Genomic DNA, 26,546 nt, shown 5'->3' on the forward strand with positions numbered 1-26,546 from the left:
TATGCCCTATTCCGCCGCGGGCGGCGATGCGCGCCCTATAGGGCAGATTTCTATGCCCTATTCCGCCGCGGGCGGCGATGCGCGCCCCATAGGGCAGAATTTTATGCCCTATTCCGCCGCGGGCGGCGATGCGCGCCCCATAGGGCAGAATTTTATGCCCTATTTCGCCGCGAACGGCGATGCGCGCCCTATAGGGCAGATTTCTATGCCCTATTCCGCCGCGGGCGGCGATGCGCGCCCTATAGAGCAGATTTCTATGCCCTATTCCGCCGCGGGCGGCGATGCGCGCCCTATAGGGCAGATTTCTATGCCCTATTCCGCCGCGAACGGCGATGCGCGCCCTATAGGGCAGATTTCTATGCCCTATTCCGCCGCGGGCGGCGATGCGCGCCCCATAGGGCAGATTTCTATGCCCTATTTCGCCGCGAACGGCGATGCGCGCCCCATAGGGCAGATTTTATGCCCTATTCCGCCGCGGGCGGCGATGCGCGCCCCATAGGGCAGAATTTTATGCCCTATTCCGCCGCTGGCGGCGATGCTCGGCTCGCTCCGCTCTCCACCGAACGGCAGCTAACTCAATCCTTTCGCCCAATTGGCGCAAAATTCCTTTTATTGACGACAACCCCGCCCCGTGCTACTTTATAAGGGAATGTCGAAGGCCATGTAACCTTAGGGTTCAACCTCGCTTATAAGCGAAGTTGGGCCCTTTTTTGCATGCTCGCCCATCATTCAAACAACGGAGAGGAGCATCACCATGAACAAAAAACATGCGTTACTGCAGCGATTAGAGAATATCGGCAAAGTATTGGCCAAGAACGGGGACGTGTTAGCCCTATTCGGGCTAGGCTCGGTAGGAACCGAAACAGATCGAATCGATGACTACTCCGATCTCGATTTTTTCGTCGTAACGGCTCCCGGATGCAAGCAGCGATATATTGATCAAGTGGATTGGCTGCAGGAGACATACCCGCTAGCTTACGCATTTAAAAACTGCGATATTGGCTACAAGATTTTGTTCGAGGATGGCATCTACGGGGAATTCGCGGTGTTTGAGGAGACCGAGCTGGAGCACGCCTCTTATACAGGGGGCCGCATGATTTGGAAAGCCCCGCATTATACGAACGATGGCATCGTTTCCGGTAAAGCCGCAATCCCTTCTCGCAGGGCAGCCTCCCTTGATCACGCCGTCGGCGAAGCGCTGACCAATCTTTATGTTGGGCTTGGGCGGTATGCACGGGGCGAAAAGCTGTCCGCGCTTCGTTTTGTCGAGAGTTATGCAATAGACAGCATCCTGTCCATTCTCCATCTGGTCGAGTCCGAAGTCGATTACTACCCCGATGTATTCGGCAATGAGCGGCGGGTCGAGACACGCTTTCCGCAGTTCGCAGCGGTTGTCCGCGACATGATGCAAGGCTACGAGAAGGTCCCTGAATCGGCCACTCATGTTCTAAACTTCTTGGAAAACATTTATCCGATCAACTTACGAATGAGCTTGGAAATAAGGGCGTTGGCGGAGCAATGCATGTCCGAACGAGATTTACGCGCGTAAGCAAGCCGCTCTGACGATGAGGCTCCCGCTGGGGGCCTTTTTTGTTGCAAAAATCAATCGTACCTTCCGGATGATGAACGCGTGCTGGCGAACCGCGCATATTTTGCAGCATTGCTATAAAAATCAAAAGCGCCAACAGTCACCCAGCCATCAACTTCGACTAGACGCTTGTTGGCGCGTTTTGATTCCTATTCCTCTACCACTTAAACGCCGCTTCCGTTCCGCCTTCCTGCTGCTTCGCGCGTATCTCGACTTGGCGAACCTTCAATCGTCCTGGCGAATAGCTTTCGCCTTGGCTGTTGACGAACGCTTTGTAAGAAAACGACGAGCTCCCCCTCGGCACATAGTCTGCATGATACCGATAGCTGCCGTTAAGCGTAATCTCGACGTCTCTCCAAACGTAGGGATCGCCGTTTTTTACGATAAGCTGCGACTTGGTAACCCCAATATCTGCGATTAAATCATTGGGATTGTGCTTATTCAAATCCCCGCATGCCGCCGTTCCGGCGAGCAGCGCCAGCATAAGTGCCGCTCGATGCATAGATTTCATCGCGACGCCTCCTCGCCTTGCGCGAGCTCCGTTGAGATCGCCAGATCGAATAAGAGGTTCGGAGAACCCGGATGGTTGCGATGAACCTCGGCTGCGATGCTATTCGGCCCCTTATGAAATAAGCTCCGTTGATTCGTCACGTCGAAGCGGCGGTTCAAGACGGGCTCATTCGGCTCAGCGAGCGATTGCGGAGTCAGTAGCCCTGTTGCGATAGAGCTGCGCACCAATTCCTCTCCGTTCACATAAACCACGATGCCATCCTCAAAGCTCAAATCCGCATAGATTTTCGCATATCTCTCCGGCTCTTCGTCCAGCATGAACGACGTTCGGAAATAGTAGGAGGGCGCAGCCGTCTTGGCCGGCAGCAGCGTCCGATAGGCGCGCGCACGTTTCTTGTCATCGCTGCTTCCCATCGGCGCTCCGCCTATCACCCACTTGGAATCGTCAAAACCCGGGCTGCGCCAGTCCGTCGCCGGCAGATGGAACCGCTCTGTAATCGGATGCTCCCCTGTCATATCGAAGCCAGAAGGAACGGTGATGGACAAATCATCCCCGCCCACGCGATACCGCCATTGCGAGCCCATTGCCAGAGGGGACGCCAGCTGCCGTATCTGATCGTCGCGGCTTGCAGCCAGCAGCAGCTGATCGATTGGCGAGCCCTGCTTATCGCGGGCAATGATGGATATCTCTGCGGCCCTTGCCCCGATGGACAAATACTCGGCATTGTCGAGCTTTGCCTCAGGCTGCCAGCGATTCCATGTAATCGCACTGCCGGAAACCGGAGGCAGCATGTCCAGCATGTCCATGTCGGAAGGCGGTTGATCTACTAGCTGTGACGGCACATAGATCGCGCCATCTGCGACAACCGCTTCGAGCCCTACTTTGGCAGCTTCATTCCAAAAGTCTGCCGATGTTGGCAGGTGCGCAACGAATGCAATGGGATGATGCTTGTCCGCCAAGCGGGACGCCAGCCACTCCAACTGCGCCTGCAGCGCTTCCGTAGATTGGTTCATGCTCTCCGAATCCAGATACAGCATTTGCACGCTGCCGACGCTTGCTTCATAAACCACTCGGCCATAGCCAGACAGCGACTCCGCAGGCAAATGAGGGTACTTCGCGCTGAACGCATCGGCCGTTTCGCTGCCATCGAAGATCGGATACAAGGATGTCGGCAGCAGGCCGGAAGCCGCTTTGACTTGTTTATCCGATGCAACCAGCAGCTGCGTTCCCGCATGGTCTCTCATCCAAGCTGGAATATCAACTTGCTCCGCGCTTGGCAGCAGCACGTCGATCGGAGCTGGCGGCACCGTAATTTCCATACTCATGTAGCCTTGAGCAGGCAGGTTCGTCCACAGCAGCGAGCTGCCGGTGACCGCAATCGCCAGCAAGAAACTGAGGAATAGCCCATAGCGTTTAGCAAATCTCATCTGTTATCTAAACTCCTTCGCTTCCCTGTCTTAAGGTAGAGCCGGCAGCCAGCCGAAAATCGCATGATATACCGGAGGCCATAGCAGTACCATCAGCGCAAAAAAAATGCCGATAAACGCAAACAGCCATATTTTCAATTGCAGCTGACGATGGCGGAAAATCAGCCACAGCACCAGCCAGCTAAACAGCCAGCCGATTAATCCCGCCGTTTCTTTGCCGCTGAATGGTCCGATCCCATACCAGCCCGGCATCCAACTGCCCAGCTTGTACATAGCCCTGTTCGCCGTTGCCGGCTGCGCAACCGACCATAGATGCGTGCCGATGACGGCCGCCATGCCGATCAAGATGGATAAAAGCGCCGCGGCCGCTTCGCCGTTCCGCGGAGCGCTTGATGCTGTCTTGGACATGAAGATATCTCCTTACACCATTTTCAATTTGGCGAGCCCAATGCCGAGCACGAATGCAATGAGCAGCGTAATCCACATTAACGTCACCAATACGGCGATGACCGTATTCATTCCGGCGGCCTCTTCGGCTGCGAGCCCGCTTCTGCGCACCCTGCGGGTAAGAACGGCCGCGCATACGCTTAGCGCGAGCGGGAATAACGATACGAATTCTTTATATTCCATCAGCACCGAATGGGCAGACGGGATGTTATAAAGCAGCCATTGCTGCGCTTCGTCCGGCAAACGGTATCCGATATACAGCCAATTCCCCAATGCAATTGCCATAAAATTAATGATAGCGGTTAGCCACAGCAGCAGCTCCAGCTTGGCTGCCGCCATTGCCTTGCCCCGCAGCAGACCATAAATGCCATGAATGCACTGGCAGCTCAGCAAGACGGCTGCGCATGAACCGAGTCCATGCAGCATTCCCTCCGTTTTGTGCATACTCGTTCCGAATACGTTGATCAACGGTACGCAAATAAAAAGAAAGGCAGCCGCGGCTGCCTGCGTAATCGCCAAATCCTTGGCGCTAATGAAAGGCTTCATCTCTATGTTCTCCCTGTCCCTGTCTGGCGCTTATTACTGGTACGTGATCGTGAGCTTAGGCCGCTGTGATGCCGTCGACGCTTCGCTGGAGCTGAAGTCGAGTCCATCCGTGTTCGTGCTATTGCTCAAAATAATGCCCTTGTTATTGGCGCTGTTCGCGATCCAGCCTTGTACGATTGCGATGCCCGCCGCATTCAGCGTAACCGTATAGCTGCCCGTCGCTGTTGCGGTAATCGCGCCTAGCGATGTGCTTCCAAGGTCCGATGTCCCTTTCGCTCCTGCCGTCTGCCAGCTGCTTCCTGTAGCGTATTGATTCCAATTCGCTTGGAGCTCAACCCAGCTCCGCTTCATTTCATACAAGCTGTATGTGCTGCTCGATTTGTCCGTTACGTTAATCGTAATCTTCGCATCCGTAACGACGCTGCTGCTTGGAATGGAGCTGACGTCCCACTTTAGCAGCGTCGACACGTCGCTTGTGCTGCCCGACGGCTCGTCCCCGTCGACCATCAGCGTCGTCGCCGTGCCATAGTTCGTCGTTGCGGCATTTTGCATCATATGCGTATCCGTTGTGCCCGCATAGCTGGCGGATGGGGCAACGCCGTCCTGGAACGATGCAGTCGTCGTTGTCGGCGGTACCGTGCCCCCACCGCCGCCGCGCGTTTCCGAGAAGGAATCGATGACGTTCCCGTTAATGTCGTATACCGTGAACGTTGCCGTCTCGTCCGCTACATCCACGACCATGTAATGATACGAAGTGATTGGGCCTACTTGTACGCCTTTGGCGTCTGTTTTCGTCGAGCTGAGCGGCGCGCCCGCTCCCCCTAACGTGATTTGCTGGATGTTATGGGTGAAGCTGTAGCCGTTCGCGCTGAAGCTCGAATCGATTTTGCGGCGATTGTAGTTATGCTCGTGGCCCACCAGAACCGCCGTCACGTTATTGCCGTCGACTACGCTCCAGAATGCATCCCTTTCCGTTGGATTCGCATCCAGCGAGGAGCCGTAATGCGCTCCGATCGGGTACGCAGGGACGTGGAACGTAATGAAGTTGTGGGTCTTGCCATTGTTTTGCAAGTTGCTTTGCAGCCATGTACGCTGTGCGGAATTAATGACGTACTTGCCATTAGCATCGGTGCGGTCCGAATTCAATACGAAAAATCTCGCATTGCCATAGTCATAGTAATACGCAGACCGCTGATAGCCTGCCAGCTGATTGCTTGGCAAGTAGTTGAACACGTTGCTGAAAATCGTCTCATCATGCTCGTGATTGCCTAATGCCGGATAAACCTGATTCGTCGGATAATAATCGTCGACGATGTTTTTCCAATCGGTCAGCTCTGTCTCCACGTCGGAACCGCCTTGGACCTGGTCTCCCGTAAACACAACAAAGCTGGGCTGCACGGGCAGCGCTTTAATTTGCGTCAGCAGGCTTCTCATCGTCGTTTCATTGATGCCGTCCGTTGAACCGCGGGAATCCCCCAACACGACGAATCGAAATGACGTGGTCGCTGCAGCAGCGGGCTGCTCGGTGCGCACATAAACCCCAACCAAGCTGATCAGAAGCACCGCCGAAAGCATAATGAACAAGCTCTTTCTCGTCAAAACAACTGGTAACGCCTTCATTATTCCCCTCCTAAATGGCATTTTTTATTGCCTACTTACTATAGAGGGGCTTTGTCAACGCGCCATTAATTTATAGTGATTCATTTGTAAACGACAATGGTAGGTTCATCGCTTCTGCGATTATTTTAAAATCTGCTTCATCAATCTCGAAGTGCCCCGTTCGAAAGCGATACCCCCAATTGCGCCGATTCTCCCTTGTAAAGCTTAATTGATCTAATAACGAGTGGATTGGGGCGTCGCTGCATTCATAAAAATCAATATCGCGGCGAACAGGAACGAACGATTCGCTCATCGCAAATTCATACACGAATGCGTTCCGCACTCTGCCTATGGCGGTGAATGCCTGCAGCGGCTCTCCGCCCTCCATGGCTGTTTTGGGCGAGTAATAAATTAGCCAATCTCCCTCCCGCATTCGCTTCAAGGGAGCCGCTTTGCCATGGCATAGCTGGGCGAACCCGCCCGCTACGCCTCGCACGACATGCGATCTTGACACAACGCCTATCCAATATCGCGGCGAATGATTAGCGCCCATTTTGACCACGCTCACGCTCGATTTGTTCAGCCAATGCTACTAAAGACTCCACCGTATGCGGCATTCGTTTGGCAATCTCCCCGCCGAACTGAACGCCTACCGTATCAACGTTCGGACCCGTTATGACGATCTTGTGGGTCACCTTCGTGCCTTCTTGCATCGGTTCAATCGTATGCTCCAGGCTCACATCAATGCCGAGCGCCGGCATATACGTCATATCCGAGAAAAATTGCAGCGGCGTTACTTCCAGCAGCTCATAATCCAGAACGCCCTTCCCCTTCGGCTGCAGCGTCCCCTTCATTCCGGCTTGGAATGTCCCCTGCAGCTCCACGTGTATGAACGGGTCCCATACCGCCCATGTTTCTAGATCGCTGTATAGACGCCAAATCGTCTCCGCCTTCGCTGCCGTTACTTCGCTGTGTTCAAATTGCCACATGAAAATCGCTCCTTTGTTTAAGTAGGATTTTTCAATCCGACCTGAGAATATGTTCACTATAACAACCCGCTCTTGCCAGCGTATTGTCAGGAGCAAATCGGAGGTTTAAACCAATAATGACTCGTTCAGATCGGATGCTTGCGATTCTGCTAGAGCTGCAGCGAAGGGGCGTAGTGCGTGCTGAGGATCTTGCCAAACGGCTCGAAACGAGCGTCCGCACCATTTATCGAGATATGGAAGCACTCTCGATTGCGGGCATTCCGCTTCGTTCGACGCCCGGCATCGGCTATGAGCTGATGGAAGGCTTCTTTTTGCCACCCATCCAATTCACTGCGCTCGAAGCGTCAATGCTATTGCTTGGAGGGGACTATATTGCGAACACGTTCGACCATGCTTACGGGGAAATTGCGCATACCGCTCAGGCGAAAATAGAGGCTATTATGCCGGAGCAGCAACGATTGCAGGTGCGGCAGCTGAGGGACAGCATTCATTACTTGAATTTGGACGAAACGTACCATATTCCCCCTATCGATGAGGCGGAGCAGCAGACATTGGGGCTTGTGCGCCGGGCGGTATTGGAGCAGCGGGCGTTATCGTTTACTTACCGGAGCCGCCGGACGTCCCCTTATGCTTCCGAGGAGGAAGCTCCGACGGCGAGAAGCGTCCATCCGTACGGCTTATTTCATTCGCGCGGAAGCTGGAGCTTCGTCGGCCACTGCACGCTGCGGGGCGAGTTGCGCCAGTTTCGCTTGGATCGGATGGCGTCGGCGGCGCTGCTGACGGATACCTTTGAGCGTCCTGAATCGTTCCGCATGAACGCGTATGAGCCCGAGCAAAACTTTTATCAAGAAGTGACGGTGTCTTTTGCCAAAGCGGCTATCCCTTGGGTTCGAGAAAATCCATCGTTCTACCTGACGAGCCTGGAAGAACGGGAGCATGATGCGCTGGCAACTTTTCACTGTCGGCAGGAGGAGGATCTTCTGCAGTGGGTGCTCAGCTGGGGGCAGCATGCCCGCGTGCTTCAGCCGCAATCGCTGCGTGACCGCGTCCGCGAGCATGCAGCAGCTATGGCGGCGGCCTATGCTGAATTAGAATAACAGGATTATTACAACGGGGGGATGCGCTTGCCTCGACTAACGATTGGACAACAGCACTATACGGTAAAAGGGATTTTGTTCGATAAGGATGGGACGCTGCTGGATTTTGTCGCGCTGTGGGGAACTTGGTGCCAGTTCGCTTATGCGCATTTTGCAGAGCGATTCGACGGGCCGATCGCGCCGCTGGATCAGCTGTGGGGCTTGAAGTCGGATGGCGCCGGACAGGTCGTCGATTACGATTGCAACGGTCCCGTGGCGATGGGATCGATCGGAGATCTGCTCTCGACGCTAGCATGGCAAGGCTACCAGCAAGGCCAGCCTTGGGGGGAGTCCATCCGGCTCGCGCGGGCATGTAAAGAAGCGGCCGATGCCGAGATTCAGCGGATTCGGCCTGCGCGCCCGCTGCCCGGCGTTGTTGATTTTGTACACCAATGCTATGGGCTAGGCCTTCTGCTTGGCGTGGTCACCGCCGACGAAACGGAGGATTCGAAGCGGCATTTGGAATGGATGGGCATTCGTCCGCTATTCGCCTCGGTCATTGGCGACGATGCCGTCGAGCGCGGCAAGCCTTTTCCCGATATGGTGTATAAAGCTTGCGGCGAGCTCGACCTCGCCCCTCGGGACGTTGCGGTGATCGGCGATACGAACGGGGATATGCAGATGGGCAATGCTGCGGGGGCTGCGGTCACGATTGGGCTGGCCCCCTCTGAGCATGAGGTTAGCTTGCTGGGGGACGCGAAGGTGATCGTGTCGGCTTATGATCAAATTATTCTGGAAAAATAAATGACTGGCAGGCACCTCGGTGGAGGGGCTTGCCAGCCTATTGATTTTGATTAAACAGTTATTACTGAGTGGGCTCAATTAGCCCAATACCGTCGAGCAGCTTATGCGTCTTGCTGTCAAAAAGATCCCCTGTATCCGAGTCATATTCAAACTCTTGCTCGCCCACCTGCACGATGTATAATCCATAATCGGAACCGTTAAATTGTGTGTCGCCTTCAAGGTTTAACTTTTGTTTGACAAATGCAGCTACTTCATCAAAATCGGGAACACTGTGATCAGAATAGATATTCCCTTCATAGCCACCAGAAATATCGTCAAAATATTTGCCGGAATACGGGTCAATGCCATAACAGAGTGGCTCGCCCTCGGAATTGGGATCAATCACAGCACAATAGTACCAATACCCCTTCTCGTCCTCATACTTAAATTCCAAGGCATCAATATCAGTATCTTCCATAAGCTTAGCCATGATTGCTCGCCTGTTCACTTCCGGTCTGTAAAATTGCTGGGTCCCGCTAAAAATATTATAGGTATTGGAAACTTCATCCGCATCCGGATTGTCCTTCATTTCTGTAATCGTAACTTCGATGACATCTGATTGGAGCGAAATCGTGCCTTTGCCTTGGTGGAACCACCCATCCTCATCAAAGGTAAATGCACCGCTGCCCTGCCCGTCCAACTGTACTGTAAAATCAATGCCAGCAAGATGCGTGCCGTGGTCGGATGCTTGTTGGATCGAAACGGTTGCTTGATTAGCCGAATCGATCTCGATGTTCAGCGTATTTTTACACGTGCCGCATCGCTCAGGCTTGATTAAGGTCACCCACTGCCCATTGTATTGAGCCGCATAATTAACAGTCACAGCATCTGTTTCCGCTATTTCCTGTTCCTTCGGTTCTGCCGATTCATTCGCTACAACCTCCGAAGAAGCCGATGTTTCCTCTACGATAGGCTGCTCAGCAGCACGCAGATCATTATCTGCAGGATCTTGGCTACCGCAGCCAACTATCATGATTACCATAAGCAATGCAATTATTGTTAGTATCCACTTGTGAAAAATAATGGCTCATCCCCCGAGTGCACATCTGTATAGTGTCTAATGCAAACATAAATAAGGCTTGCTCTCTTGCAGGTCATCATAAGTCAATCCGCTGGCAGAGGTCTGCTGGGTATGCAAAACCATCACTACCGACACCGCAAGAATGATGGCTGTCGTCAAAAGCATGATGACTCGAATGCCTGTCATAATGGAGCTATTGTCATCCCAATAGGCCTCTTGCTCAATCTGTTCCACGAATAATCCCCCTTTAATGCCGAGCATTCAATAAGAGTGGACTCTTGGATGTTCTTTTATTTATATCCAATATAATCCTCATGCTCGGATGTTGCAACCACCGTCTGCACGTTCCGAAAATAGCCGACAGTCGCCTTCTAGGGAGAGAGAAAGGGGTGAGCCATCCTTGACGAAAAGGTTATTCATATTGTTGGTCCTATTAGCGCTATTCGGCACTGCATGCTCCGTAAAAAAAGAGCTGGTGGTTGAACAGCAAAGTTTCGTTAGATGGCATGAAAAAGAAGACAGATTAGAGGTACATGCCGCAGTAGCCAATGAGTCAAAAAAAGAAGCCGTATTTGAAGCTAGTATTGTCATGCTAAATCCTAATTTAGAAGACGCGGTCGGTTTTGACTCAAAAAAATTGGAATCAGACGACAGAAACGGAAAAACGCCTTTTCGATTAGGCTCATATCATGAAACAGTATTTACATGTAGTTTTGAAACCGATGGGACATTGACGCGAGATATGCTACAAAATGGGGTTGGCATTAAAATCACAACTTCAAAAGAAAGTTATACTATTCCAATCAAATATGGCGATATATCGAATAAGTTATGAACGCTAAGAAAGTTATAAACAGCGGATGATCAAAACGACATAAGCGGGATGCCGGGGAAGCTTCCATCCTCCGCATCAGCGATTATGGTGGTACCAGCTACCTCAGCACCCTCGGGAACGAGAGGGGTTGTAGATGGATTCGAAGGATATCGACTACCGTCGTATTGCAAAATATGCCGTGCTGGCGCTCCGCCGCCCCCGCCCGACACTTCCATAACGAGGTCATGCCACCCGTTCGTCTTCCGGTCACTCACAATAATCGGCGCTCGAACGAGCGTAAAGTTCGACACGACACGATAACCGTTAACGCTCCCGTTCGGTTTAAGGATAACGGCACTGCAGCCCCCTGTGCCACAGAGGTCAGGCCCAGTTAACCATACAAACGTTTCGGACTCGTTGTCCCCATCTAAATCAATACGATTGTAATAATAATGGACCTCATCTATACCCTGCTGCAGCCCGTAATATCGGGCAATCGTGCGTTCCAGGTTCGCATCTGGCTGCTTGTCAGATGTCACGCTCGCAAATTCGGACCTCCCAGCAGCGTTTATGGGCTGCACCGCCATTTTGCGCATGGTTAGCAGATAATACTCCCCTTGATACCAATAGACAAGTGCAGGCCCCTCTTCCGTGTGCACCCAATTGCGTGTTGGCCATGCATAGTCATAGCAATACGGGAACATGCCTTCCCTCATTTCAAAACGTAATCCTTCAAGAATATGCATACGTTTACGAAGGAGTGCTTATCGGCCTGCATCGTTGTTTTGTATAATGAAGTGAAGTTGTATACGCCGAACGATGTGGAGGGTAAAAAACGGATGACTAAAGCAAAGGAAACAACAAACGCTGGCGTTTATGCGGTTATATTTACGAGCCAACGTACCGAAGGCGACCATGGATATGGCAATATGGCTGATCGAATGGAGGAGCTTGCACGAGAGCAGCCCGGGTTCGTCGGTGTCGAAAGCGCCCGGGGCGAGGATGGCTTCGGCATTACGATATCTTATTGGGAGAGCTTAGAGGCCATCTCGCATTGGAAAAGCAATGCGGCCCATCAAGTGGCGCAAGAACGCGGACGGCAAGATTGGTACGAGCAATATGAGGTGAAGGTTTGCAAGGTAGAGCGCGCTTATGCGTTCGGCCTTAATCGATAGAGCAAAGGGGTTCCGTTCAGGCTTACGCCGAACGGAACCCCTTTTTGATTTATCCGATATGCAGCAGCATCGCTTGGCCGTTGTCGGCTGCCTCCTGATAGTAAGCGGCTAGTTCACGATAATAGTCCATCACATACGCCAACTCGCCTTCATCCTCCCAGGTCGACGGGTAAATGTCCAATTCTGCCATGCGTGCAGGAATGAAGCGGCGCGCCAGCTCTTCCTCTGGGATTTGCTGCAATGCGGCGCTAACCTGCTTAACCTGCTCGACCGTCAGGTAGCGCGCCGGGCTATCCTCTTCTACCTCATCGCCCTCTTCGAAGTTCGGCTCCCCGCCGATGGCTGCGCCGCCAAATACGGCATAGACTAGCGGCTCTTCGCCTTCCCACGCTTCTCCGTTCAACAGAAAATGAATGGCATGCCAAGACTTATCCAAATATAACGTGCGATTAACATCCGACTCCTCGAAGAGGATGCTAAACGCATCTACCTTTTGTTCAATCAGATCATTCAATAGCTCTGGCGAAACCTGCTTCAGATGGCCTATCATGCCCATGGGAATACCCCTCTCACAACTAAAATATAGATATATTCATACCAGAATTCATGTAACAGAACTCCTCACTTGCGAGAAGTCCCTTTGTTGTTGAGCAAATGATAAATTATAATTAATTTTTACACTTACTTATATATTTTTACAACAAATTAACTTATGATTACATATCAGAATCCACTATTCATTGCATAAAGGAGAACGAATGAATCATCCGGACAACCACTCTCAGCTGCTTTACGATTTGCACAGCAAAGGCGATCCGCTCATTCTCATGGCATACGGAACGCCTACGACTCTAATGTTCAAAAGCCCGCATCGGCGACTAGCTAGAAAAGCTTCAAACTGGTTTACGCGTTTATTGAATTTCTTAGGGATCTGACTAGCTCGCTAGACGCACCTTATAGCTCAAGCCGCTTGAAATTCGGAAACGGCTGGTTCGCTTCTTGGAGCGAAGCTAAATTCGCCATTTCCGCCACAGCCATCATCCGCTCCCATATCGGCCAGATAACGGGCGACTTATGCGCCTGGTGCATCGCCTCGGCCGATTTCCATTCAAACATTTCAATAATGGTACCATCGGCCCCCTCCAATCGCGTCAATGGATGCTCCGTTATTAACCCCTCCTGCCTTAACGCAGGCTCATGCTCCTTCACAATCGCTCGCAGCTCGTTCTCCTTGCCCGGGTTTGGGCGATACAGCGCTATCGCAAAATTGGTTTCCGACACAGTCACAACCTCCTATTGTTTGGCCGTCCAATCGTGCTTGTTCAGCCGATAATGGTTATATTTTTCGTCATCAATCTCGACGATACCTTGAAGGTCAAATCTGCATTTTTGAATGACTCGATTCGACGGTTCATTGTGCAACAGCGCAACCGCACTGAGCGTCTCAACGTTCGTATTTTCAAACAAATAGTTGATCATGCCCTGCGCGGCTTGGGTGGTATACCCTTTTCCCCTATGATCCTTAGAAATGGCATACATAATTTCCCGGTTCGGCGCCGGCAATTCGTCTTTAATTCCCGAACAGCACCAGCCGATGAAATCTCCCGTCTCTTTCAAGATAATACCTAGTCGGAGACGGATATCGCCAATGTCCGCTCCTTGCGACACCGCATTGAAAAACTGTTCATTTTCCGGGAGCTCATAGTTCATAAACCAATCTTCGCGCTGCTCCTTGGGTACGTTCCAGCCAGGCAAATACTCGTAGATTTCAGGCTGCCACGTGAGCGCATGAAAAGGATCTAAATCAGAAACGAGAAATTCTCTTAAAATGACGTCCTTGCAATCAATCAAAATCGTATCCATAAACAATCTCCTTAACGTTGTTCGGTTAGCTTCGAATAGTCATAAATATCGACAACTTCGCCATGCTCGAAATCCTTCTTGAACAAGAAGGTTATAATTTGCCGCGCAGTGTCCTCTGGCGTCGTCAGCATCCCCGACTCTTTCACCGAGTCAAACACATCAGCGGACGGGAAAACGGCTTTGTCCTGCGTTCTCGCTTCGCGCTGCAGCTCCGTATCGATCATGCCCGGCCAGATGGACACGATGCCCACAGGCGCTTGCGCGCTATTTTGCTCCAAGCCGACGCATTGGGAGAATACGTCCAGCCCCGCTTTTGCGGCCGAATATAGGCTCATGCCCGGCAGATGGTTCCTTGCAGAAGCGGATGAAATATTCACGATTCTTTTATCCATTGCGCCGTGCTTCGTATGCTTGATGAATGACGCGCTCAACAGGATGGGAGCGAGCAGATTCACCTGTATATTTCGCGTAATTTCCATCGCTTCTGCGGTGTCGATGAATGCGACGGGCGCAATCATGGATGCATTGTTGATAAGGTAGATCCCCTCTGCATGGGACTTATCAATGGATTGAAAGATTTGTTCCATTAGTGCTTCAATTTGGTCGACTTGATTCAGATCGAACGCCAAATAGGTGATGCTGCTGCTCTGTTGAAGCAAGCGCATATTCTTCTCGCGCGAAATGCAGAACAGATGATGGTCCGGCGCCATTAATTGCTCCGCAATCGATTCGCCGATTCCCCGCGATGTTCCTGTGATAATGAAATATTTCATACATTGCGATCTCCTTGTTTGTCTAGCTGCGCTTAAAAAAATCCAATGCCTGATCGATCAAACTCCTATTCATTCTCGCTATCGTTTCCCGCGTAAAGTAGGCTACATGCGGCGTGCAGACGACATTCGGCAGCCTGCACAAATCGGAATCGCGCACCGGCTCGTCCTCGTACACGTCCAGTCCCGCGCCATACAGCTTGCCGCTTCGCAAAGCCTCCGCCAAATCCCTCTCATTGACTAAGCTTCCTCTGGCCGTATTGATCAGAATCGCGCCATCCTTCATCATGGAGAATTCCCGCCCGCCGATTAGCGGCACTCCGCCTGCCTTCGTGGACGCATGCAGCGTGACCAGGTCCGACTGCCGCAATACGTCTTCTAGCGATAAATGCCCCTCCTGCTGCGCGCTTGTGCTCCCTCTGCTCGACGCAATGAGCGGCTTCATGCCGAGCGCCGTCCCAATTGCTGCCACCTCTTGGCCGATCGTGCCATAGCCGATGATGCCTAGCTGTTTGCCGCGCAGCTCCAGGTTCGGGCTCAAGCCCTCTCTCCATTTGCCCGCTTGAACATTATGACCGGCTGCTGCCAGCTGCTTCGTTACTGCGAAGAGCAGAGCAAAGGTATGCTCCGCAACCGCGCTAGCCCCTTCCTGCGGTATCCCTTTAACCGTAATCCCGAGCTCGCGCGCCAATTCCCTGCTCACATAATCCGTATTATGCGCCCGAACCCCTATGTATCGGCATTGCTTGAAGCTCGCTAGTTGTGCTGATGAGATTTTGCTATGGATCAAGAATGACGAATAGTGCCCTAGCCGAGCCTCATCCGTGCTATGAAGGTCTATGTAATCGACAGAAAAAACAGCCTCTAGTCGAGATCGTTCCTCCTCAGAAAGCTGAATCGCCTGATCAACTGCACATTTCACGACGGGTCCTGCCACTGCCGCTCATTCCTCCCCCAACAGACTTTTTAGAAGCAGCTCTTCTATTGACGACTTATGCTCCGTTAGCCAATCCATCCTCGTGCGGAACTGCTGCATAATAAAGGTGAAGTACGGCTCAACCTGATGCCCCGCATAATGCTGCCCGACATAGATATGCAAGACCGCGAGATGATAGAGCCGGGTCAGCAGCGATAGTTGGGCGATCTCTTGCCGCGTAGCTGTGCGATACTCAGAGTAACCCTGCACGAAAGCCTCCGCCATGCTCCGCGACCCATTCGACATTTGCAGCACATGGTTCAGACCGATCGCGAATTCGAGGAATGCAATATCCCAGGACATTAAATCAAAGTCGAGTACCGCATGAATGCGATTATCGATCGCCAATAGGTTGAAAATTAATACGTCATGGTGTACAAACTGCTTCGGCAGCTGCTCCAGCACACCGCTCTCCCTCTCGACGAACGTAAGCATCTCCATATAAAAGGATCGATCTTCATCTGCTATAGCAAAAGGCGGCTCTTTCAAAAATGCGTGCACCGCCGATTTATTCGCAAGCGGATGAAGGCCATAAAAATCCGTAAAAGGCCTTCCTCTGTAAGCAAAGCTATCGGCAGCTGTACCGCTTAATGCCGAAGACAATTCGCCTATTACCCGTCCAAGCCCATACGCCTGCTCGGCGCCCGCCAGCTCATAAACCGTCCCTTCGAGAAACGTCGTAACGGCGCCAAGCGTCCCGTCGGAGAGTTGGACGAATAGCTTGGCATCCAACGTCTCTTGAAATTGCGGAACTTGGAAGGATAGTCCCATGCTTGCTAATTCGGACGTGATCTCCGCCTCAAGCCGCATGGCGGGCACGTTCTTCAAATGGGCGTTGTACATGCGAGCAATGCATTTGCGCCCGTCAACTGTAACAACCTTCGTGTCATTCGTCAGACCGAATGGTACCGGCTCCACAACATAGCCCGGTACGCCCTCAAAGTACCGCTTCAAAAGCTCGTCCCATTTTGTCATTGTTTGCAGACCCCTTCCCCCAAAGCTTCCGAATTTTACAAGATTTAAGCGTTTGCCCCACTATACCAACCGTCCGCCCGATTTGTAAATACTTCCTGCCCAAATATGTAAGGTTAACTTGACACTGTGTATGGTATATATTACATTATGTGCAACAAACTTAACTGGAAAAATTCGTGTGGAGGGATGTTATGAAGGCGATAGTGTTCACGAAATACGGCTCCCCGGATGTGCTGACGCTTCAAAAGAGAGAGAAACCGACGCCTAAGGACAATGAGGTGCGAGTCCGCATTCATGCAGCGGCCGTAACGCCGTCGGACTGTGCGTTTCGCAAAGCGGACCCCGTTGCCATCCGATTCATGTATGGGCTGCTACGGCCTCGCCATGCCATACTGGGCGTCGAGCTATCCGGCGTTATTGATGCGGTCGGGAAAGGGGTTCTGGCCTTCAAGGAAGGCGATGAGGTGTTCGGCATCAGTACACGTACGTTCGGCGCTTATGCGGAGTACAAATGCTTGCCGGAGGACGCCGTGCTTGCAATCAAGCCCTCCAACGTATCGCATGAAGCAGCCGCAGGCGCCTGCGATGGCGCTTTAACCTCACTGGTCTTCCTTCGCGACCATGCCAAGCTTCAGCGCGGGCAATCGATTCTGATCAATGGCGCCTCCGGCTCGGTCGGCGCTTATGCCGTACAATTAGCCAAGTTTTACGGGGCTAACGTAACGGGCGTATGCAGCACAGCCAATGCGGAATTAGTGCGGTCACTAGGGGCTAATCACGTAATCGACTACACCAAGGCAGATTTTACGAAGCGCGGCCAGACGTATGACGTCATTTTTGATGCGATTGGTCGAAGCTCCTTCTCCCACTGCCGGGACGCGCTCGCGCCGCGCGGCATCTATCTCTCGACAGTGCCTTCGCCCGCTATCCTGTTAAGCATGCTTCGAACCGCTAGAAGCAGCGGTAAGAAGGCGATTTTCGTCGCAGCAGGCTTGCGCCAGCAGCGGGTCAATCTTGATTTCCTTCGAGAGCTTATTGAAGATGGACAGATTCGCCCTGTAATCGATCGGCTTTACCCGCTGGAGCAGGCCGCTGATGCCCATCGATATGTCGAGACTGGACGCAAAAAGGGGAACGTCATATTAACGATTGCACCTACCAGCGGCGTATAGAAGCGGCGAGTTAAGGGGATGTTGTGGATTGGCGATAGTTTTGCCACCATCACATTTGTGCCTGCGAGGGATCAGTCAGCCATGTGGCGAAACTTGCGAATCTGGACGGAGAGGCGCTCGCCTGCCCAGGTCATCACCGGCTACTATTTGTTAGCCGTAACGGTATCCATCCTCTTATTCAGCATTCCTGCCGTGCTTAAGCCCGGCGTCCAAGTCTCTTTCTTCGACACGGTCTTCATGGCGGTCAGCGTCGTAAGCGACACGGGGCTTACCGTGTTTAACATCGCAGAAACCTACAGCGTATTCGGTTATTTCGTCATTATGATTGTCTTGCAGTTTGCCGGGATCGGCATTATGGCGATGAGCACCTTTTTCTGGCTGCTGCTAGGGCGTCGAATCGGATTGCGGGAACGGCAGCTTATTATGGTCGATAACAACCAGTTTGCGCTGTCCGGCCTCGTTCATTTGGTCAGGGATATCCTGCGAATCGTTCTTCTAACGGAATTGCTAGGGGCGCTTCTATTCGGTTTCCGATTCCTGCATTACTATCCGACATGGACGGAAGCTTTCCTTCACGGGCTGTTTGCCTCCGTCAGCGCGACGACCAATGCGGGGATGGACATCACCGGACAGTCTCTCGCTCCGTATGCGGGCGACTATTTTGTGCAAATCGTTACGATTGCGCTCATTATTTTCGGGGCGATCGGCTTCCCGGTATTAATCGAGGTAAAAGCGTATATAGCACGCAAAACGCTGCTGGACAATCAGCGTCCCTTCCGCTTCTCCCTGTTCACGAAGCTGACGACGTTCACCTACGGCATCCTTCTCCTGATCGGGACGCTCCTGATCTGGCTGCTTGAGCACCGGCATGCCTTTCAATCGATGTCGTGGCATAAAAGCTTCTTCTACGCGCTCTTTCAGGCGACAACAACGCGAAGCGCGGGGCTGACGACGATGGATATTAACGATTTCACGCTGCCGACGCTGCTGCTCATGTGCGTCTATATGTTTATAGGCGGGTCTCCGAATTCAGTCGGCGGAGGCATCCGAACAACGACCTTTGCGCTGAATATGCTATTCCTATTCCACTACGCACGAGGCAACCGCGAGGTTAAAGTGTTCCGGCGCGAGCTGCATCAGGACGATATTCTCAAATCGCTGGCCATTACGATATTAGCCGTCTTCCTGTGCAGCCTGTCCATTATCGCGATCAGCATATCGGACCATGAGCCTTCGCTTATGGCTATTGTATTGGACGTATGCTCCTCCTTCGGCACGGTCGGACTCTCGACGGGAATCACGCCGGACCTGAGCATGTTCGCCAAATGTATTCTGATGGTGCTCATGTTCGTCGGAAGAATCGGGTTAACCTCGTCGCTCAATCTGATTGGCAACGATAGGGACGATCGGAAGTTCCATTACCCGGTAGAACGCGTGATGACGGGATAAAAATAAAACAGAGCATGGGAGATTGTTGTCTCCCATGCTCTGTTTTTAGTTCCGTAACCGGTTAGGGCGGCGAAGCTACAGGCTCTGCTCGCTTACGCCCGTTTCCGGATCGAACGTCAGCATCTTTGTTCCGATTTTATCAATAAAGAATCGATCATGGCTTACGGTAATGACGGCGCCGGGAAAATGGATCAACGCCTGCTCCATCACCTGAATGCTCGTCAGATCGAGATGGTTCGTCGGTTCATCCAACAAGATGACGGCTGCGCCCGAGAGCAGGCACTTCGCCAGCGCGACCCGCGCCTTCTGCCCGCCGGACAGGTTGCCGATCGTCTTGCTTAGATCCATCTCGGAAAATTGCAGCATGGAGAGGAACTTGTTGACCTTTTTCCGCGGGGCATCCAGTCCCAATCCGTACGTATTAACGGCGTGGCTCACCGTATCCTTCGGGTCCAGCTCTTCCCACATTCGGTTAAAGTACGCGTAATTGACGCCCTTCTCCCACTGTACTTCGCCGGATTCGGGCTGCTCCTGGCCCGTTAGCGCCTTCATGAGCGTGGACTTTCCGCTTCCGTTCGGACCGACGATGACAAGGCGATCTTCCTTCTGAATATCAAAGCTGATGTTCCGGAAAATCTCGCGCCCCTCATAGGATTGCCCGATCTTCTTCACTTCGCACAGCTTGTCCGGAAACCGGAGCCGCTCGTAAATATCGGTGATGAGTACATTGACGGGATGCGGCTCAATTCGCCTCTTGTTATCCGCCAGCTTGCGGGAAAGCCGATCTTTGGACGATTTGCGGCTCGCACGGCTGTCGATCGCCTCCGCCTCCATGAGCAGCAGCTCTTCCTCCCACTCGAACTGGCGGTCCAGCTCCTTCTTGCGCAGCTTCTTTTTGCGGATATAATCCGTGTAGTTGCCTTCATACTCCTGAAAATGATAATTCTCGATCTCGATCGTCCGCGTTACGACCTTATCGATAAACTGGCGGTCATGAGATACGAGAATCATCGCGCCTTTGAACCGATACAGCCACTGCTCCAGCCATGCAATCCCTTCGATGTCCAAGTAGTTGGTCGGCTCATCGAGCAAGACGACATCCGGCGACTCGATGAGCATCTTCGCGAGCGCCGCGCGATTTTTCCAGCCGCCGGACAGCTCGTCAATTGGCTGATGCCGCGACCGATCATTGAAGCCCAGCTTCGAAAGCACGGTATTGATTTCCACGGATACGTTCCAGCCATCGAGATGATCCATCTGCTCGAACAGCTCCGCTTGCCGCGCGAGCAGCTTTTCCATTACATTGTCGTCGGTTACCAGCCCCAGCTGTTCTCCTACTTCCTGAAGCTCCCGTTCAGTGGCCGCAACCTGTTCGAAGCACCGTTCCAGCTCCTGCTGAACAGACAGGCTCCCGCTCAGCTCCGAAAACTGCGAGAAATAGCCGATTTTCACTTGCGGGTCGAGCTCCACTTTCCCGGCTGTCGGCTCCTCTTGTCCCAGAATCAGCTTGAACACGGTCGATTTGCCAGCGCCATTCCGTCCAATCAGCCCGATCCGCTCGCCTTGGCTCACTCGAAAATAAATATCGCGGAAGATCATTGCATCTTCATACCGCTTGGTCACGTTCTCTAGCCGAATTACGCTCATGGTTATCTGATTAGCTCCCTTGTCGTTCCGATGGTATGAAACGATTATACCATTAGATCGACACCTCGAACTCGTTCACGTACACGGCGTTTCCCCGGATCGTAATGCCCGTGCCATTAGCAACGGTCACATCGACTCTGCCGTCTCTGCCGATCTCCTGTCCTTGCTCTACTCGCAATTGGAATAAAGCGTCTTGGCCTTGCTGAATGTATTTCGCATAATAAGCACCCATCACGCCGGAGGCTGTACCTGTAACGGGATCTTCAATCGTACCGGAGAACGGAGAGGAAAAGTGACGAGCATGCATGTGTGCGGCGGGATCATAGGTTTCTAGGCAAAAAGGATGCAGTGATGCGCGCGGCATCTCTTCCAGCACACTTGGGAAAAGCTCATTACGGGGCTTCATTCGCTCGCAAGCAGCCAGTCCCTTAACGGGGATGATTAGCGTCCACGTTCCTGTGCTGCCGTATACCACCGGCAATTCAGTAGCAATATCCTCCTGATCAATGCCCATCGCGTAAGCCAATTGCGCAATTGACCCATTGAACGACGCGAATTGGGGAGCTGCTTGCTGCATCGTAATGAACAAACCTTCCTCTCGTTCATCCAGCTGTATAGACAATATGCCTGCTTTTGTTTCGATGGTCAGCGTCGTCAGATCACCCAGCAGCCCTCTAGTCTTCAATGCGTAAATCGTCGCCATAGTGGCATGCCCGCAAAGGCTGATTTCATGACCGGGAGTGAAGAATCGGATTCGCCAGTCTGCCCGATCGGATGGCAGCGGGAAAGCTGTCTCATTAAACCCCACTGCCGCCGCCACCTGCAGCATTTGTTCCTCCGTCAGGTGCTCTCCGTTTAGGACGACGCCCGCCGGGTTTCCTTTATTCGGAATTGTGCTAAAGGCATCATAGTGATAAACCTTAATAGTGCTCACCGTCGCGTACCCTCCTTGTTGTCGTAACTATTCCACATCCTTGGTTAGGAACATAATCCTCGAAATCTCCTCAAACCCGTATTTCTTATAAAAGAATTCCGCCGGCATTCCGCGATCCGTCAGCAGGGCAAGGTTGCGGACGCCCTCTTCCTTCATCACCTGCTCAAGATGCCGCATTAAGCTTGTTCCAATGCCAGCTCGCTGCACGTCCGTTCGGACACACATTTCGTTGATGAAAAACTCGTCGCCCTGCCACCACTTGCGCACGCTGCCGAATATGAAGCCTTGCAGCACTTCCCCTTGAACAGCCACAATGCCTTTGAACCTCGGCATATTCGTAAAATCGGTCAAGTGCTCCGCCGCCCGCTCCTCCGTCCACTCATCATTCCACGGCTCGGCATTAAACACATCCATGTACAAACGAACACAAGCCTGAAGATCATCAGGCATCAGGCTTCTAATGTTGATCACAAGACGCCCCCCCAATTTCTAGTAATTAAAATTATATCCATAAATTTGTTATCAATCTACTATTGTACGGGCACCCATACAAATGAAGATCTAATTAAAAAAGCCGCGCAGCAGCTCCTAATTACGGAGCGCTGCCGACTTTGCTGTATAATTCATACGCGCTAACCCGATTCCGGCCATCACGCTTCGATGTGTATAACGCCTCATCCGCCTTGCTAAGCAATGTCTCCAGCGTTTCATCATTAGCGCCTGCCACCTGAACGATGCCGAAGCTGGCCGTTACCGTTAATACCCCTTTGGGCGTAAGCAGGGGAGCATATTCCATCGCCGCACGCAGCCGTTCTGCCAATGCCTCCGCCCCTTGCGCTGTGACGAATGGCAATGCCAACACGAATTCCTCTCCGCCATACCGGCCGAACAAGGCATCCTCCGGCAGCCGTTCTTTGCAAATCGAGACAACATGGACAATCATCTTGTCCCCTGTTTCGTGCCCGTACGTATCGTTTACCCGTTTAAAATAATCAATATCGAACAGCATAAGCGCGAACGGCATTCGCTGCCCCCGCATCTGCTCAAGCATTTCACGCCCGAGCCGAATAAACTGCGTACGGTTCAAAATCTGCGTAAGCCCGTCATAATAAGCCTGATGCTCCAGCTCCTGCTGCAGCCGCTTCAGCTCCGTTACATTTATGAGCATCAGCAGGCTGCCTGCACGCTCCCCATTACGATGCCGAAGCATGGAGGAGCGAACTTCATACACCTTCTCGACTCCGTCGGTTGTCCATGTCAGCTCCTCGACGCTGTTATCCTGATCGCGTTTCAGCGGGAATGACTCCCCTGCCAGCTCCAGCCACACCTCATCCAGCTGTTGGCCGATCATCGATTGGCGCAGTGCAGGAATCATCGTGCTGACGGTCCGGTTATAGTCCACAAGCCGCTCCGACGAGTCGAGAACGATAAAGCCCTCCCCCATGCTGTCAAAAATCGACTCCTTCGCTACCGGAATAACCGTAAGCATCCGCGTCGAGAAAATCGCCCAAATAAACAACACCGATGAGACGAATATGCTGAGCGGAACCGGATCAAGGCCAGTCGGCGTTAAGCCGAGCCGGTACGAAATTCCCGCCGTCATCGGCACTAAGAGCCCGCCCATCAAGAAAGCGAGCTCCCTTCGGAACGTCTTCCTCGTCTGCTTCCACCGGCTCAGCAATAAGACAATGCTTGCCACAGTACAGAACATCATATAGAAGTCGTGCAAAATATACCATTGGCCCATCTCAATGATCAGCACGTGCGGCGTAACGCCTTCCTTAAACTTGAATACACGATAGTACATGTCATGATAATGACTCGTTGCCACCATCACCCATGTGATTGCGGGAATAATGAACAACCCCGTTGTCACGATGCGCGATAGCGCACGCCCCAGATACTGCAGAACGAGGATTAGAGCGAGCGGCGTAAACGTACTAAGCCCGATGTATTCAATCGTAATGCACAATCGGACTTGCTCAAGCGTGCTGCTGCCTAACTCAAAGGTGTAACCGAAACAATATATCGACAATGCTAGCGTATACAAAATAAACGTGCGGGAAGCGGCCGTCTCTCTTCTCCGCGAGTACACATAAAAACATAAAAACAAATTAAGTACGCCGGATATCCCGACCAGGGTAATAAATGTTGCAATTTGCGAACTCAATGCCGCCGCCTGCTTTCAATAATCTTATATGTAATTTATGGTAACATATTTAAATCGACATTGAATAGCGACAAAAAAAAGACAAATAACACCGCTCGAATCGAGCAGCATTATCTGTCTTTTTACCCCGTGTACGCAGAAGCGTTAAAGCTCTCCGGTCCCGCCCGCCATATGGTGTCCAGATCGACTGAAGCATAGAGCGTATAGACCAATACGCCGTCGCTTGGCGCGGGGACATTGTAATCCGAAGCCGCCAGCGGAATGAGCTGAATCCCCATATCGCCGGCGCTGTACGTTTGTACGGACTGATACAAGATCGGATCGCTGACCTGCGAGCCTTTAACGATAAATAGGGTCACCTGCAATAGCTTGATGGGCTGTTCAGGGAGCGTAATGCCTACAATTCCATCAAACAAAACCCGAATAATGCCGGTTGTATCGGATGGAACGTTCAAGCCCACCTGACCGATCAAGACAGGCTTGTCCATCGGATATAGCGTCGGCGTCGGCAAAGGCGAATTGATGTTCATGGACGTTCTTGCGTCAATAAGCATGCCCATCACGATCACCTCCTCTTCGCTGGATGATCCATTGTATGCTTGTCTTGCGCAATTGGTACGGGCCTAACCTTATCTAAACTTTAAACCTTCCCACCGCCGCCCTAAGTTCGGTAGCCAGCGAACGAAGCTGCTCCGATGCGCCTACCACTTCCTCAACGGAGGCAAGCTGCTCCTCCGATGCGGCAGCGACCTCCTGCGAGTGCGAAGCAGAGCCTTCCGCCATCCGTTCCAATTCGTCCAGCGAAGCCGCGATCTGTTCGCTGCCTGCGGACATTTGCTCCGATGCGGCCGATACTTCCTGCACCTGCTCCGATACCTGCTTGACGGAGTCCAAGATGGCGCGGAACGACTCGCCGGTTTCGCCCGCCAGCTTCGTGCCGACTTGCGCCTCCTCCGTAGTCGACGTTAATGAGCTCGCCACCTCGCGTGAACGCTCGCCGATCGTATGAAGAATCGACGTGATTTCATCCGAAGACTCCTTCGACCGTTCCGCCAGCTTCCGAATTTCCTGCGCAACGACGCCGAAGCCCTTGCCATGCTCGCCCGCTCGCGCCGCTTCAATAGAGGCATTCAGGGCTAGCAGGTTCGTCTGGTTAGCCACCTCCGAAATATGAGACAAAATATCCTCGATGCGAACGTTCGATTGGTTTAACTCACTCATCGCATCAGCTGCGTTATGCACATGCTCTTCAATCGTCATCATCTGCCGAATCGTCCGGTCAATGATAACCCCGCCATTCTCGGCAAGCACCGACGTATCCGATGCGAGATCGGACACGACCGTTGCGGAATCCGCGATCCGCTGGATGCCAACGACCATCTCCGTCATCGCGCGCTGGCACTCCTGCGAGCTGATGAGCTGCGTTTCGCTGCCAGAGGCCACATGCTGAATTGCATCGGTAATTTCATGCGTAGCGGACGCTGTTTGCGAAGCGGCATCCTTCAGGCTGCCGGACGACTCCGCTACCTCCCGAGACGTTCGTTCGATCTGAATCGTTAATTTGCGCAGGCTGGCAATCATCTCGTTGAACGAGCTTGCAGCCTGACCAATCTCATTACTGCTCGTAACTGGGACATGAACCGTCAAATTCCCTTGCGCGGCCTCCTTGGCCGTCACGGCTAAAACGCGGAGCGGCTTTAACACGGCACGCGTCAGCAGCACGATGAGCGCAATGCCGATCAGATCGATCACGATTCCGATTCCGATGGTTTTCCACAGCATTTTGTTCATATTAGCCTCAACCTTGCCATAGTTGAAGTCCAAGCCGAATACGGCAGCCGTCTTGCCGTCCTCGCCCTTGATTTGCGCCATATAAGTGATCCATTTGCCGAATCTGTCCTCATACACCGCTGTCAGGCCATTGTTATCCTTCTTTGCCTGTTCGAAGCCCTTAAGCAGCGCGCCAATGGTTTCAATATCCTCGCCAGGGGCGCTTCCCGCCTTGATGAGGCTTTCGCTAATTTGCAAATTTCGGAGGTAGGTCTTGCCGTCCTTCTCGATGATTTCTGGCGTTATGTAATAGGCGTTCGTAATGAGGTCGTCATCGGTCATTTTATCGAGCAGCTTTTTAAGAATCAGCATTTCATTGGCAGGAGCCTCTCGCCCCGCTTCAATCGCCGCTCCCGTCACACTAATCAGATTATTGTTCGCTTGTGCCTGCTCCTTGAGCTTAAACCCTACCTGTTCGAATTCATCATAAGCAGCCCCCCTCTCCGCATTGTACATAAGCGAAGTCATAATCCCCACTAATACCAAGAGCAGGAGAGAAATCATGATAGAGCTTGTGAATACGAGACTTCTTCGTTTCATCCATCCGAACAACGCTAACACCTCACGATTTTAGATTTTCCACCATTATAAGGAATAAGTATTAGCATTTTATGTGGTTAAACGTTTGGAATTCGTTAAGATGAGGCCGAGCGACCTTAGATGCGCAGCACAAAAAGGCCGGAGCCGCCATTGCAGTTCATGCAATGACTTCTCCAGCCCTCAA

Annotated in this window: 31 protein-coding genes; 9 read left to right on the plus strand and 22 right to left on the minus strand. The window is 52.4% G+C overall.

Annotation, left to right across the window (positions count from 1 at the left end; translation table 11 throughout):
- Together PAECUDRAFT_RS26020 and PAECUDRAFT_RS23675 are read left to right on the plus strand one after the other, a co-directional pair.
- Positions 1–499, plus strand: a 499-nt coding sequence (locus PAECUDRAFT_RS26020; protein ID WP_006040704.1) for a hypothetical protein, incomplete at its 5' end; no start/stop codon positions are given.
- Between the two features lie 255 nt (positions 500–754).
- Positions 755–1,549 (plus strand): nucleotidyltransferase domain-containing protein, encoded by a 795-nt coding sequence (locus PAECUDRAFT_RS23675; protein ID WP_006040705.1) that lies wholly within the window; start codon positions 755–757, stop codon positions 1,547–1,549.
- A gap of 196 nt (positions 1,550–1,745) precedes the next feature.
- Here the strand turns inward: PAECUDRAFT_RS23675 and PAECUDRAFT_RS25055 are convergent, their stop codons facing one another.
- From PAECUDRAFT_RS25055 to PAECUDRAFT_RS23710, 7 genes are all read right to left on the minus strand, one after another.
- Entirely contained in the window at positions 1,746–2,099 is a 354-nt protein-coding gene (locus PAECUDRAFT_RS25055; protein ID WP_006040706.1) for a hypothetical protein, read from the minus strand.
- Entirely contained in the window at positions 2,096–3,526 is a 1,431-nt protein-coding gene (locus PAECUDRAFT_RS23685) for a hypothetical protein (protein WP_006040707.1), read from the minus strand. The genes PAECUDRAFT_RS25055 and PAECUDRAFT_RS23685 overlap by 4 nt, the downstream gene beginning before the upstream one ends.
- A gap of 30 nt (positions 3,527–3,556) precedes the next feature.
- Positions 3,557–3,934, minus strand: a complete 378-nt coding sequence (locus tag PAECUDRAFT_RS23690) for a hypothetical protein (protein WP_006040708.1) — start codon at positions 3,932–3,934, stop codon at positions 3,557–3,559.
- Positions 3,935–3,946: 12 nt separating this feature from the next.
- Positions 3,947–4,519 carry a hypothetical protein gene (locus PAECUDRAFT_RS23695; protein WP_006040709.1) on the minus strand — a complete coding sequence of 191 codons (573 nt, stop codon included), beginning with the start codon at positions 4,517–4,519 and terminating at the stop codon, positions 3,947–3,949.
- A gap of 33 nt (positions 4,520–4,552) precedes the next feature.
- The gene (locus PAECUDRAFT_RS25060; protein ID WP_006040710.1) at positions 4,553–6,139 is read right to left on the minus strand and encodes a DNRLRE domain-containing protein; all 1,587 of its coding nucleotides are present in this window, start codon (positions 6,137–6,139) and stop codon (positions 4,553–4,555) included.
- A 70-nt stretch (positions 6,140–6,209) separates the two neighbouring features.
- Positions 6,210–6,671 (minus strand): EVE domain-containing protein, encoded by a 462-nt coding sequence (locus tag PAECUDRAFT_RS23705; protein WP_006040711.1) that lies wholly within the window; start codon positions 6,669–6,671, stop codon positions 6,210–6,212.
- Positions 6,661–7,107 (minus strand): SRPBCC family protein, encoded by a 447-nt coding sequence (locus PAECUDRAFT_RS23710; protein WP_006040712.1) that lies wholly within the window; start codon positions 7,105–7,107, stop codon positions 6,661–6,663. Before PAECUDRAFT_RS23710 ends, PAECUDRAFT_RS23705 begins: the two co-directional genes overlap by 11 nt.
- Positions 7,108–7,223: 116 nt before the next feature.
- Between PAECUDRAFT_RS23710 and PAECUDRAFT_RS23715 the strand changes: the two genes are divergently transcribed.
- On the plus strand, positions 7,224–8,204 hold the full coding sequence (locus PAECUDRAFT_RS23715; RefSeq protein WP_006040713.1) for a helix-turn-helix transcriptional regulator: 981 nt from the start codon (positions 7,224–7,226) through the stop codon (positions 8,202–8,204).
- A 21-nt stretch (positions 8,205–8,225) separates the two neighbouring features.
- Positions 8,226–8,987, plus strand: a complete 762-nt coding sequence (locus PAECUDRAFT_RS23720; protein WP_407636299.1) for an HAD family hydrolase — start codon at positions 8,226–8,228, stop codon at positions 8,985–8,987.
- Positions 8,988–9,048: 61 nt separating this feature from the next.
- Here PAECUDRAFT_RS23720 and PAECUDRAFT_RS23725 read toward each other — a convergent pair whose 3' ends face one another.
- Entirely contained in the window at positions 9,049–10,008 is a 960-nt protein-coding gene (locus PAECUDRAFT_RS23725; protein ID WP_006040715.1) for a hypothetical protein, read from the minus strand.
- Between the two features lie 75 nt (positions 10,009–10,083).
- Positions 10,084–10,281, minus strand: a complete 198-nt coding sequence (locus tag PAECUDRAFT_RS23730) for a hypothetical protein (protein WP_144266654.1) — start codon at positions 10,279–10,281, stop codon at positions 10,084–10,086.
- Between the two features lie 166 nt (positions 10,282–10,447).
- On the opposite strand from PAECUDRAFT_RS23730, the gene PAECUDRAFT_RS23735 reads away from it, so the two are divergent.
- Complete coding sequence (locus PAECUDRAFT_RS23735) at positions 10,448–10,882, plus strand: hypothetical protein (RefSeq protein ID WP_040714177.1); 435 nt, start codon at positions 10,448–10,450, stop codon at positions 10,880–10,882.
- 29 nt (positions 10,883–10,911) lie between these two features.
- On the opposite strand, the gene PAECUDRAFT_RS23740 is transcribed toward PAECUDRAFT_RS23735, so the two are convergent.
- On the minus strand, positions 10,912–11,577 hold the full coding sequence (locus tag PAECUDRAFT_RS23740) for a hypothetical protein (protein WP_050794424.1): 666 nt from the start codon (positions 11,575–11,577) through the stop codon (positions 10,912–10,914).
- Between the two features lie 123 nt (positions 11,578–11,700).
- Here PAECUDRAFT_RS23740 and PAECUDRAFT_RS23745 point away from each other — a divergent pair, with 123 nt between their 5' ends.
- Entirely contained in the window at positions 11,701–12,036 is a 336-nt protein-coding gene (locus PAECUDRAFT_RS23745; RefSeq protein ID WP_006040718.1) for an antibiotic biosynthesis monooxygenase family protein, read from the plus strand.
- Positions 12,037–12,085: 49 nt separating this feature from the next.
- Here the strand turns inward: PAECUDRAFT_RS23745 and PAECUDRAFT_RS23750 are convergent, their stop codons facing one another.
- A complete protein-coding gene (locus tag PAECUDRAFT_RS23750; RefSeq protein ID WP_006040719.1) occupies positions 12,086–12,592 on the minus strand; it encodes a YfbM family protein in 507 nt (168 codons plus the stop codon).
- Positions 12,593–12,794: 202 nt separating this feature from the next.
- On the opposite strand from PAECUDRAFT_RS23750, the gene PAECUDRAFT_RS26025 reads away from it, so the two are divergent.
- Positions 12,795–12,971 carry a hypothetical protein gene (locus PAECUDRAFT_RS26025; protein WP_006040720.1) on the plus strand — a complete coding sequence of 59 codons (177 nt, stop codon included), beginning with the start codon at positions 12,795–12,797 and terminating at the stop codon, positions 12,969–12,971.
- 19 nt (positions 12,972–12,990) lie between these two features.
- On the opposite strand, the gene PAECUDRAFT_RS23755 is transcribed toward PAECUDRAFT_RS26025, so the two are convergent.
- The 5 genes from PAECUDRAFT_RS23755 to PAECUDRAFT_RS23775 are packed head-to-tail and all read right to left on the minus strand — an operon-like array spanning position 12,991 to position 16,620.
- Positions 12,991–13,317, minus strand: coding sequence for an antibiotic biosynthesis monooxygenase (locus PAECUDRAFT_RS23755; protein WP_006040721.1), 327 nt, complete (start codon positions 13,315–13,317; stop codon positions 12,991–12,993).
- 12 nt (positions 13,318–13,329) lie between these two features.
- Positions 13,330–13,899, minus strand: coding sequence for a GNAT family N-acetyltransferase (locus PAECUDRAFT_RS23760; RefSeq protein WP_006040722.1), 570 nt, complete (start codon positions 13,897–13,899; stop codon positions 13,330–13,332).
- A gap of 11 nt (positions 13,900–13,910) precedes the next feature.
- On the minus strand, positions 13,911–14,672 hold the full coding sequence (locus PAECUDRAFT_RS23765) for a (S)-benzoin forming benzil reductase (RefSeq protein ID WP_006040723.1): 762 nt from the start codon (positions 14,670–14,672) through the stop codon (positions 13,911–13,913).
- A gap of 22 nt (positions 14,673–14,694) precedes the next feature.
- The gene (locus PAECUDRAFT_RS23770) at positions 14,695–15,606 is read right to left on the minus strand and encodes a 2-hydroxyacid dehydrogenase (protein WP_006040724.1); all 912 of its coding nucleotides are present in this window, start codon (positions 15,604–15,606) and stop codon (positions 14,695–14,697) included.
- A gap of 6 nt (positions 15,607–15,612) precedes the next feature.
- The gene (locus PAECUDRAFT_RS23775) at positions 15,613–16,620 is read right to left on the minus strand and encodes a phosphotransferase enzyme family protein (RefSeq protein ID WP_006040725.1); all 1,008 of its coding nucleotides are present in this window, start codon (positions 16,618–16,620) and stop codon (positions 15,613–15,615) included.
- 191 nt (positions 16,621–16,811) lie between these two features.
- Between PAECUDRAFT_RS23775 and PAECUDRAFT_RS23780 the strand changes: the two genes are divergently transcribed.
- Both PAECUDRAFT_RS23780 and PAECUDRAFT_RS23785 read left to right on the plus strand, forming a co-directional pair.
- Positions 16,812–17,792 carry an NAD(P)-dependent alcohol dehydrogenase gene (locus tag PAECUDRAFT_RS23780; RefSeq protein ID WP_006040726.1) on the plus strand — a complete coding sequence of 327 codons (981 nt, stop codon included), beginning with the start codon at positions 16,812–16,814 and terminating at the stop codon, positions 17,790–17,792.
- Between the two features lie 81 nt (positions 17,793–17,873).
- Positions 17,874–19,241 (plus strand): TrkH family potassium uptake protein, encoded by a 1,368-nt coding sequence (locus PAECUDRAFT_RS23785; RefSeq protein WP_040714180.1) that lies wholly within the window; start codon positions 17,874–17,876, stop codon positions 19,239–19,241.
- Positions 19,242–19,316: 75 nt separating this feature from the next.
- Here the strand turns inward: PAECUDRAFT_RS23785 and PAECUDRAFT_RS23790 are convergent, their stop codons facing one another.
- The 6 genes from PAECUDRAFT_RS23790 to PAECUDRAFT_RS23815 all read right to left on the minus strand — a co-directional run bounded on the left by PAECUDRAFT_RS23790 (position 19,317) and on the right by PAECUDRAFT_RS23815 (position 26,362).
- Positions 19,317–20,888, minus strand: coding sequence for an ABC-F family ATP-binding cassette domain-containing protein (locus PAECUDRAFT_RS23790; RefSeq protein WP_006040728.1), 1,572 nt, complete (start codon positions 20,886–20,888; stop codon positions 19,317–19,319).
- A 52-nt stretch (positions 20,889–20,940) separates the two neighbouring features.
- Positions 20,941–21,822 carry a PhzF family phenazine biosynthesis protein gene (locus PAECUDRAFT_RS23795; protein ID WP_006040729.1) on the minus strand — a complete coding sequence of 294 codons (882 nt, stop codon included), beginning with the start codon at positions 21,820–21,822 and terminating at the stop codon, positions 20,941–20,943.
- Between the two features lie 27 nt (positions 21,823–21,849).
- Positions 21,850–22,293: a GNAT family N-acetyltransferase gene (locus PAECUDRAFT_RS23800; protein WP_006040730.1), complete on the minus strand. Its 444-nt coding sequence runs from the start codon at positions 22,291–22,293 to the stop codon at positions 21,850–21,852.
- Between the two features lie 121 nt (positions 22,294–22,414).
- Positions 22,415–23,992 carry a histidine kinase N-terminal 7TM domain-containing diguanylate cyclase gene (locus PAECUDRAFT_RS23805; protein ID WP_006040731.1) on the minus strand — a complete coding sequence of 526 codons (1,578 nt, stop codon included), beginning with the start codon at positions 23,990–23,992 and terminating at the stop codon, positions 22,415–22,417.
- Positions 23,993–24,114: 122 nt separating this feature from the next.
- Positions 24,115–24,552 (minus strand): hypothetical protein, encoded by a 438-nt coding sequence (locus PAECUDRAFT_RS23810; protein ID WP_006040732.1) that lies wholly within the window; start codon positions 24,550–24,552, stop codon positions 24,115–24,117.
- A gap of 73 nt (positions 24,553–24,625) precedes the next feature.
- On the minus strand, positions 24,626–26,362 hold the full coding sequence (locus PAECUDRAFT_RS23815; RefSeq protein WP_040714199.1) for a methyl-accepting chemotaxis protein: 1,737 nt from the start codon (positions 26,360–26,362) through the stop codon (positions 24,626–24,628).
- Positions 26,363–26,546 lie beyond the last annotated feature (184 nt).

This window comes from Paenibacillus curdlanolyticus YK9 (assembly GCF_000179615.1).
Lineage (GTDB): Bacteria > Bacillota > Bacilli > Paenibacillales > Paenibacillaceae > Paenibacillus_T > Paenibacillus_T curdlanolyticus.